Genomic DNA, 7173 nt, shown 5'->3' on the forward strand with positions numbered 1-7173 from the left:
CAGGCGACGTGGAGCTTTCGACACTGGAATGGGTGGACTGGTTCAACCAGCGCCGGCTGCTGAGTTCCATCGGCTACACTCCGCCAGTAGAATTTGAAGCGGCGCACTATCGCCAAAAAGACGGATTAGACAAAACTGCCTGATCCAGTCAATCCGCCCTCCGCTGTGTGGGGCGGTTCATATAAGGCAGAAACAATAAACCCCTTCTTGAAGAAGGGGTTATCTTTGAATACTGGTGCCCAGAAGAGGACTCGAACCTCCAAGGGATTGCTCCCACTAGGACCTGAACCTAGCGCGTCTACCAGTTCCGCCATCTGGGCATTGGGTTTTCCATTTTGCAATGGAGCCGGAGACAGGAGTTGAACCCGCGACATCCTCATTACAAGTGAGGCGCTCTACCAACTGAGCTACTCCGGCGTGTGGCAGGACGCGCATTGTAGCGATTTTTTGCAGGCGGTCAAGCGCGGATTCGATTTTGTGATGCCGCCCCTTTATCATGTGCACCCTTTCAATAAGTATAAGGATGAGGTAATGAGCGTAACCTTGCGCAAACTACAGAAACGGCTACGAAAAAACGTCGGCAAAGCGATTGAAGATTACCAGATGATTGAGGCTGGCGACCACATCATGGTTTGTCTTTCCGGCGGCAAGGATTCCTACGCGATGCTGGATTTGCTCCTATCGCTGCAACGCAGTGCGCCGGTCGAATTCAAGCTAACCGCAGTCAATCTTGACCAGAAACAGCCCGGCTTTCCCGAACACGTTCTGCCGGAATACCTCGCTTCCATCGGCGTCGATTACCACATCATCGAGAGTGACACCTACAGCATCGTTACCGACAAAATCGCGCCGGGCAACACCATGTGTTCGCTTTGCTCGCGCTTGCGCCGTGGGCATCTTTATACCTACGCCAAGCAGTTTGGCATGACCAAAATCGCCCTCGGCCACCACAAATTCGACATCATGGAAACCTTTTTTCTCAACCTCTTTCACGGTGGTCAACTGAAAGCGATGCCACCGAAACTGCAAAGTGACGATGGCGCGCACATCGTCATCCGCCCGCTCGCCTACTGCGACGAGCGCGACATCGCCAAATACGCCGAATGGCGGCAATTTCCTATCATCCCCTGCAACCTCTGCGGCTCGCAGGAAAACCTGCAACGCAAAGCCATCAAGGAAATGCTGCTGCAATGGGATCGCCTCGCGCCGAAACGGCTGGACAGCATCTTCGCTGCGCTGACGCGGGTACGGCCATCGCATCTGCTGGATCGCGAACTGTTTGACTTTGCCGCGCTCGGCGCCAGCGGCACGCCGCTGCAATGGCTGATGCCGGAAAAAGATGACGACGAAGACGCGCCAAATGCCGCCAAACCGCAACTGTTCCACCCACGGGCAGAAGCCGAAAATATCGCTTGACGCTCTGCGGGGCGGTGTGGATAATGCGCGCCTTCAAAACGACGCGCCCGTAGCTCAGTTGGATAGAGTACCTGGCTACGAACCAGGCGGTCGGAGGTTCGAATCCTTCCGGGCGCGCCACATACTCCTGTTTTCCTTTTGATTAGTGCGCCCGTAGCTCAGTTGGATAGAGTACCTGGCTACGAACCAGGCGGTCGGAGGTTCGAATCCTTCCGGGCGCGCCACACATTCAGCGGCTTCAAGCCGCTTTTTTCATATCTGCGCCATGTCAAACACCTACATCGCCACCTGCCGTGAATGGCCGCAGGGCAACGCTGACCTGCGCGCGCTTGCCGCCGCGCTCCACGCCGAACTCCTGCCTTGGCAGAACATCACTCCCACTACCGCGCACACCGTGCTGCCGCTCGCGGTCTGGGATTACAGCACCCAACCCGATGCTTACCTGGATTGGCTTGCCGCGCTGGAAGCGGCGAATGTGCGCGTCATCAATCCGCCCGCCTTGCAACGCTGGAACCTAGACAAACGTTACCTGTGCGAATTGGCGGCACAAGGTCTTGCCGTCACACCTGGTATCGCACTGCTGCCGGGCGGCGACTGGGCGCAGGCGGTTGCCAACAGCGGCTGGGACAACCCCGTCGTCAAACCGCTCATCGGCCAAAGCGGGCGCGGCGTGCGCCGCCTTGATGGCGAATTGCCGACGCTGGCCGACTATCCGCAGGGCGCGTTGTTGCAACCCTTCATCGAAAGCCCCATCGGCGAAATCTGCCTGATTTACCTCGGCGGCGCGTTCTCGCACGCCGCGCACCGCCGCCCAGCGCCGCAGGAATGGCGAGCTAATTCTGCCTACGGCGTGGAAATCCTGCCCGCCCAGCCGGAACCTGCCTGGCTGGCGCGTGCGGCAGCGGTGTTGCCGCATCTGCCGGTTGCGCCGCTTTATGCCCGCATTGACGGCCTGATTGACGCGAACGGCGACTTTCTCATTAACGAAGTCGAGCTGATTGAACCGGCACTGTATCTCTCCCTGCATCCGCCTGCTCTTGAATCCCTGCGCAATCTCATCGTTTAGAGCCTGTTTGGAGTCTGCGGGTAAAGCGAAATTGCCCCTCCCCCGCTGCGAACGCTGCGCGTCCTGCGAGGGAGGGGCAATTGGGTTGCCGTTTAGCTGATTTTCATCCCCGGCTGGACGCCGTCGCCGGGTTGCAGCAGGTGCAGTTCGTCGCCGCGCGTGGCGGAAAGTATCATCCCGGTGGAGACGCCGAAGCGCATTTTGCGCGGCGCGAGGTTTGCCACATAGACGACCATCCGCCCGATGAGCTCTTGCGGCTGGTAGTACGCCTTGATGCCGGAGAACACTTCGCGTTCGCCCAATTCGCCCACGTCGAGTTTGAAGCGCAGCAGTTTGTCCGAGCCGTCGATGTGGCTGCATTCGAGCACGCGGGCGATGCGCAGGTCGGGTTTGGCAAAGTCGTCGATGGTGATCCACGCGGTTTCTGCGGCGGGTTTTGTCTTGCCAACCGCCGCTTCTTCTTTGAGGTCTTCTTTGCTGTCGGCGATGATGGCGTCGGTTTGCGCGGCTTCGATGCGCTGCATCATCGGCGTGAACGGCTGGATGGTCGCACCGAGCAGCGGCGTTTGCGCGTCCGCCCAGGCGAGCGGGGTGATGTTGAGCAACGCTTCGGCATCCGCCGCCACTTGCGGCAGCACGGGTTTGAGGTAGGTGATGAGCTGGCGGAAGGCGTTGATGCCGACGGTGGCGATGCCTTGCACTTCGGCGCGGCTGGCGTCGTCCTTGATTTTCACCCACGGCTTTTCCGCGTCTATGTATTCGTTGGCGGCATCGGCCAGTTTCATGATGTCGCGGATGGCGCTGCTGTATTCGCGCTGTTCGTAGGCGCTCGCGATGTCGTCGGCTTTGGCGGCAAATTGCTTAAAGAGCGCATCGTCAGGCAGCGCGGCGGCGAGCGCGCCGTCAAAGTGTTTGCTGATAAACGGCGCGCAGCGGCTGGCGAGGTTCACCAGTTTGCCGACGAGGTCGCTGTTGGCTTTTTGGCGGAAGTCGTCAAGGTTGAGGTCAAGGTCTTCGACGCGCGCGCTGAGTTTGCTGGCGAAGTAGTAGCGCAGGTATTCGGGGCGCAGGTGTTTGAGGTAGGTTTCGGCCTTGATGAAGGTGCCGCGCGATTTGCTCATTTTTTCGCCGTTGACGGTGAGGAAACCGTGGCAGTTCACTCCGGTCGGCTGGCGGTAGCCCGCGCCTTTGAGCATCGCCGGCCAGAAGAGCATATGGAAGTAGGCGATGTCCTTGCCGATGAAGTGGTAAAGCTCGGTGTCGTGGCCGGGGCGCCAGAAGGCGTCAAAGTCCAGCCCTTCGCGGTCGCAGAGGGCGCGGAAGCTCGCCATGTAGCCGACCGGCGCGTCCAGCCAGACGTAGAAGTATTTGCCCGGCGCGTCCGGGATTTCAAAGCCCCAGTAGGGCGCGTCGCGCGAGATGTCCCACGGTTGCAGGCCTTCGATGAACCATTCGCCCAGTTTGTTGCGCATGGATTCTTGTATTTGTGCGCTTTGCAGCCAGTCGCGGAGGAAGGCGTCAAACGCGGGCAGGTCGAAGAAGTAGTGTTCGCTGTCGCGCTCCACCGGGGTTGCGCCGGAAAGGGCGGAGTAGGGGTTGATGAGGTCGGTTGGGGCGTAGGTGGTGCCGCAGACTTCGCAGTTGTCGCCGTACTGGTCTTTGCTGTGGCATTTCGGGCATTCGCCCTTGACGAAGCGGTCGGGCAGGAAAAGCTGTTTTTCCGGGTCAAAAAGCTGCGAGATGGTGCGGTGCAGGATATGGCCGCCCGCTTCCAATGCGCGGTAGATGGCGGCGGTTAGTTCGCGGTTTTCTTCGCTGTGGGTGCTGTGGTACTGGTGATGGTCAATAAGGAAACCACGGAAATCGCGCAGGTGCTCGCTGTGGCTTTTGTCAATGAGCTGCTGCGGCGTGATGCCTTCTTTTTCCGCGCGCAACATGATCGGCGTGCCGTGCGCGTCGTCAGCGCAGACGTAATGGCACTCGTGGCCGCGCAGGCGCTGGAAGCGTACCCAAATATCGGTCTGGATGTATTCGACCATGTGGCCGAGGTGAATCGCGCCGTTGGCGTAGGGCAGGGCGCTGGTGACAAGAATGCGGCGTTTCGGGGCGTGCGGCATGGCAAGGCTCTCATGTGATTAAAGAAAGCGCGCATTTTAGCAAATGCGCCCCGCCCGCTATAATCGCCGCTCCCTTTATAGATGGAGAATCCCGTGAACGGCTCACTCTTCTGGCTGCTGTTGCGCTACGCCGAACTGGTCAACCCGAACCGCCTCGTCAAACCCGCACCGGCGGTGTCATCCTCTTATTACTATGAATGCCTGCGCAAAAGCGGCAACGCCAGCGGTGCCGAAGAAAGCTGCGCCTTTCTCGCCCTCGGCCAGCTGGACGGCGACATCGAACAAATCCACTTCCGCCACATGGACGACCCCGCCTGGCAAGAAAGCCTGCAAGCCTTCAAAAACTACCGCGCCGCGCGCTGTCGGCTGGAAGACAAAGAAGAACTGCGCTGCCGTATCCGCCTCGCGCAACAATACCTGAACGAATTGCAATCTTTACCGTAATGTTGGCACGAAGAAAAACAAGGTATTAGCAAATTCGGGTTTGACGCTGTGAAAAACGCGCGGGTATAGTGCGCGCCTTCCAAATCCGAAACACAATGCTAACCCCATGAAAAAAGAAACCTTCTTTGGTCTGACGATGCTGACCCTTGCCGGATGCAGCACCACATCCCAACAAACCGCCGCGCTGGATGCGCCCCGCCTCGAACTGGAAAGCCTCAAACCGGAACAGGCGCCTGCACCGCGTCGCCTCGTCGCCAGCCACAACCCCACCCGCAACCGCCTCATCGCCGACAGCAAACAACTCATCGGCACCCGTTACCGCTACGGCGGCGCCAGCGAAAAAAGCGGCTTCGACTGCTCTGGCCTCGTCCAGCACGTCTTCGCCCAACAAGGCTACCGCCTGCCGCGCAGCAGCAGCGAGCAGTTCAACCAACTGCTGCCGGTGAAAGAACCGCGTCCGGGCGACCTCATCTTCTTCCGCCACGGCAAGGGCAAAGTGAGCCACGTCGGCATCTACCTCGGCAACCAGAAAATGCTGCACTCGCCGTCGCCGGGCAAAAAGGTGGAAATTACCCGCATCGACCAGGATTACTGGAAAAAACGCTACGCCGGCGCCCGCGCCGTGGTGCAGGAACGCGTCACCGTCTCGCGCTGATGGCGCTTGTTGACAGAAGACCGCCGCAAGGCGGTTTTTTTATGTCTGCAATTCTCGTCGCAAACCGCCGCAATCCCTTTGCCAGCGGGCGGGGCGTGTGGCACAATCGCATCCGCATTTTTACCGTTCTTTAACCATTCCTGACATTCCAGAAAAACATCATGACTCCTGAAATTACCGTAAATCCTGATGACGTCCAAATCGAAAGCGGCTGGAAAACCGCCCTCTACGAAGAATTTACCAAGCCTTACTTCGCCCACATCAAAACCATCCTGATGGCCGCGAAAGACGCGCACATTCCCGTCTATCCACCCGGCAAACTCATTTTCAACGCCTTTAACCGCACCCCTTACGACCGCGTCCGCGTCGTCATTCTCGGCCAAGACCCCTATCACCAGCCGGGGCAGGCGATGGGGCTGTCGTTCTCCGTGCCGCAGGGAATGCGCATCCCGCCCTCACTGCAAAACATCTACAAAGAGCTGGAGCGCAGCATCCCCGGCTTTGTTATGCCGCGCCACGGCGACCTCAGCGCCTGGGCCGACCAGGGCGTGCTGCTGCTCAACGCCAGCCTGACCGTCGAACGCGGCAAGGCGGGCAGCCACAGCCGCATCGGCTGGCATCTCTTTACCAACGCCGTGATTGAGCACCTCTCGCGCGAACGCCGCGACCTCATCTTCATGCTCTGGGGCAACTTCGCCAAAGAAAAAATGCGACTGATTGATGCCGACAAACACTACATTCTCACCTCCGTCCACCCGTCGCCGTTGGCGGGTAACGGCTTCATCGGCTGCCAGCACTTCGCCAGCGCCAACGAAATCCTGCAATCGCGCGGCGAAGCGCCGATTGACTGGCAAGTCTGACATCACAACCGGGCGCAACGCCCGGTTTTTTTCAATTCCCGTACTGCCGGAGAAGCCATGCCAAACAAGACCGCCACCTTGCTCTGCTGCGGCATCCTCGCCGCCCTCTGCTGGAGCCTCGCCGATATGCTGCTCGTCGGCTTCGTCCCGCATCCTGCGCACTACCCACGCCTGCTGACGCTGGACGCTGCCATGACCAGTGATACCGCTTTCGCCGCGCTGATGCAAACCGCATCGCCTATCCGCCGCTTCTGGGGTGTCGTTCCCGCCACCTTTAGCGTTGCCGGTTATCTCATCGCGACCGCAGGTCTCGCGCGCTTGCTGGAACCGGCGCGGCTGAGCCGTGTCGCCCTCGCGCTCATTTTCATCGGCTATGCGTTGATGCCGCTCGCCCATGCCGGATTCTTCTACCTCGGCGCGAGCGCACAAACACTCATCGCGGTCAGCGATGCCGACGTGCCGCTGCTCGTCGCGCAATACAACTACTTCTATCAACTGCTTGCCGTTCACTGGATTGCTGCCATCACCATCAGTGCCAGCGGCTGGTTGCTTGTCGCCGTGCAAATGGCGCGCGGCCGCAGCATCCTGCCGCGCTGGCTTGTGCTGCTGACGCCG

7 protein-coding genes, 4 tRNA genes and 1 pseudogene are annotated in these 7173 nt (G+C 59.6%); 9 read left to right on the top strand and 3 right to left on the bottom strand.

What is annotated here, in order from left to right:
* A pseudogene (locus Q0349_RS06025) lies at window positions 1–143 on the top strand (IS3 family transposase); the annotation flags it as partial.
* Between the two features lie 90 nt (window positions 144–233).
* Here the strand turns inward: Q0349_RS06025 and Q0349_RS06030 are convergent.
* Both Q0349_RS06030 and Q0349_RS06035 read right to left on the bottom strand, forming a co-directional pair.
* A tRNA-Leu gene (locus Q0349_RS06030) sits at window positions 234–320 on the bottom strand.
* Between the two features lie 21 nt (window positions 321–341).
* Window positions 342–417: transfer RNA gene (locus tag Q0349_RS06035), tRNA-Thr, on the bottom strand.
* 63 nt (window positions 418–480) lie between these two features.
* On the opposite strand from Q0349_RS06035, the gene ttcA reads away from it, so the two are divergent.
* From ttcA to Q0349_RS06055, 4 genes are all read left to right on the top strand, one after another.
* A complete protein-coding gene (ttcA, locus tag Q0349_RS06040) occupies window positions 481–1416 on the top strand; it encodes a tRNA 2-thiocytidine(32) synthetase TtcA (protein WP_298079983.1) in 936 nt (311 codons plus the stop codon).
* 43 nt (window positions 1417–1459) lie between these two features.
* Window positions 1460–1536 (top strand) — tRNA-Arg (locus tag Q0349_RS06045).
* A gap of 27 nt (window positions 1537–1563) precedes the next feature.
* Window positions 1564–1640, top strand: a tRNA-Arg gene (locus Q0349_RS06050).
* Between the two features lie 41 nt (window positions 1641–1681).
* The gene (locus tag Q0349_RS06055; protein ID WP_298079977.1) at window positions 1682–2482 is read left to right on the top strand and encodes a hypothetical protein; all 801 of its coding nucleotides are present in this window, start codon (window positions 1682–1684) and stop codon (window positions 2480–2482) included.
* A 92-nt stretch (window positions 2483–2574) separates the two neighbouring features.
* Here the strand turns inward: Q0349_RS06055 and metG are convergent, their stop codons facing one another.
* The gene (gene metG / locus Q0349_RS06060; protein ID WP_298079978.1) at window positions 2575–4599 is read right to left on the bottom strand and encodes a methionine--tRNA ligase; all 2025 of its coding nucleotides are present in this window, start codon (window positions 4597–4599) and stop codon (window positions 2575–2577) included.
* Between the two features lie 93 nt (window positions 4600–4692).
* On the opposite strand from metG, the gene Q0349_RS06065 reads away from it, so the two are divergent.
* From Q0349_RS06065 to Q0349_RS06080, 4 genes are all read left to right on the top strand, one after another.
* A complete protein-coding gene (locus Q0349_RS06065) occupies window positions 4693–5043 on the top strand; it encodes a glucarate dehydratase (protein WP_298079979.1) in 351 nt (116 codons plus the stop codon).
* A gap of 106 nt (window positions 5044–5149) precedes the next feature.
* Window positions 5150–5698 carry a C40 family peptidase gene (locus Q0349_RS06070; RefSeq protein WP_298079980.1) on the top strand — a complete coding sequence of 183 codons (549 nt, stop codon included), beginning with the start codon at window positions 5150–5152 and terminating at the stop codon, window positions 5696–5698.
* A 161-nt stretch (window positions 5699–5859) separates the two neighbouring features.
* Window positions 5860–6558, top strand: coding sequence for a uracil-DNA glycosylase (ung, locus tag Q0349_RS06075; protein ID WP_298079981.1), 699 nt, complete (start codon window positions 5860–5862; stop codon window positions 6556–6558).
* Window positions 6559–6615: 57 nt separating this feature from the next.
* Window positions 6616–7173 (top strand): hypothetical protein (locus Q0349_RS06080; RefSeq protein WP_298079982.1); only part of this gene is annotated, 558 nt, incomplete at its 3' end.

The sequence above is a fragment of the uncultured Cardiobacterium sp. genome (genome assembly GCF_938028185.1).
GTDB lineage: Bacteria > Pseudomonadota > Gammaproteobacteria > Cardiobacteriales > Cardiobacteriaceae > Cardiobacterium.